This window comes from Halomonas sp. SIMBA_159 (genome assembly GCF_046536035.1).
Lineage (GTDB): Bacteria > Pseudomonadota > Gammaproteobacteria > Pseudomonadales > Halomonadaceae > Vreelandella > Vreelandella venusta_A.
Map to the genome: position 1 here is coordinate 1 of NZ_JAWJBT010001110.1, position 252 is coordinate 252.

Genomic DNA, 252 nt, shown 5'->3' on the forward strand with positions numbered 1-252 from the left:
GGGCCGGGCTTCCAGCCTGCCGGTGATCCTGGCCGAGGCAGGCCAGTCGCTGGTCGGCGGCCATGCCTACATCCTGTCCGATGGCGTGGGCCTGGCGCAGTCCGATGCCGGCCTGGGCTTCAGCGAAGGCGGCGGCGACCTGCCGGCGCTGGTCTCCGCGCTCTCGCCGGCCGACAGCGCGGTGCTCCTGCTCAGCGGCGCCAGCGAGACGCTGGTGGCCAGCGTGCTGGAACTGGCCGGGCAGGGCGCCTG

Annotated in this window: 1 protein-coding gene; it reads left to right on the forward strand. The window is 75.0% G+C overall.

Annotation, left to right across the window (positions count from 1 at the left end):
• Positions 1 to 252, forward strand: a 252-nt coding sequence (locus R0J87_RS22715) for a hypothetical protein (RefSeq protein WP_498889181.1), incomplete at both ends; no start/stop codon positions are given.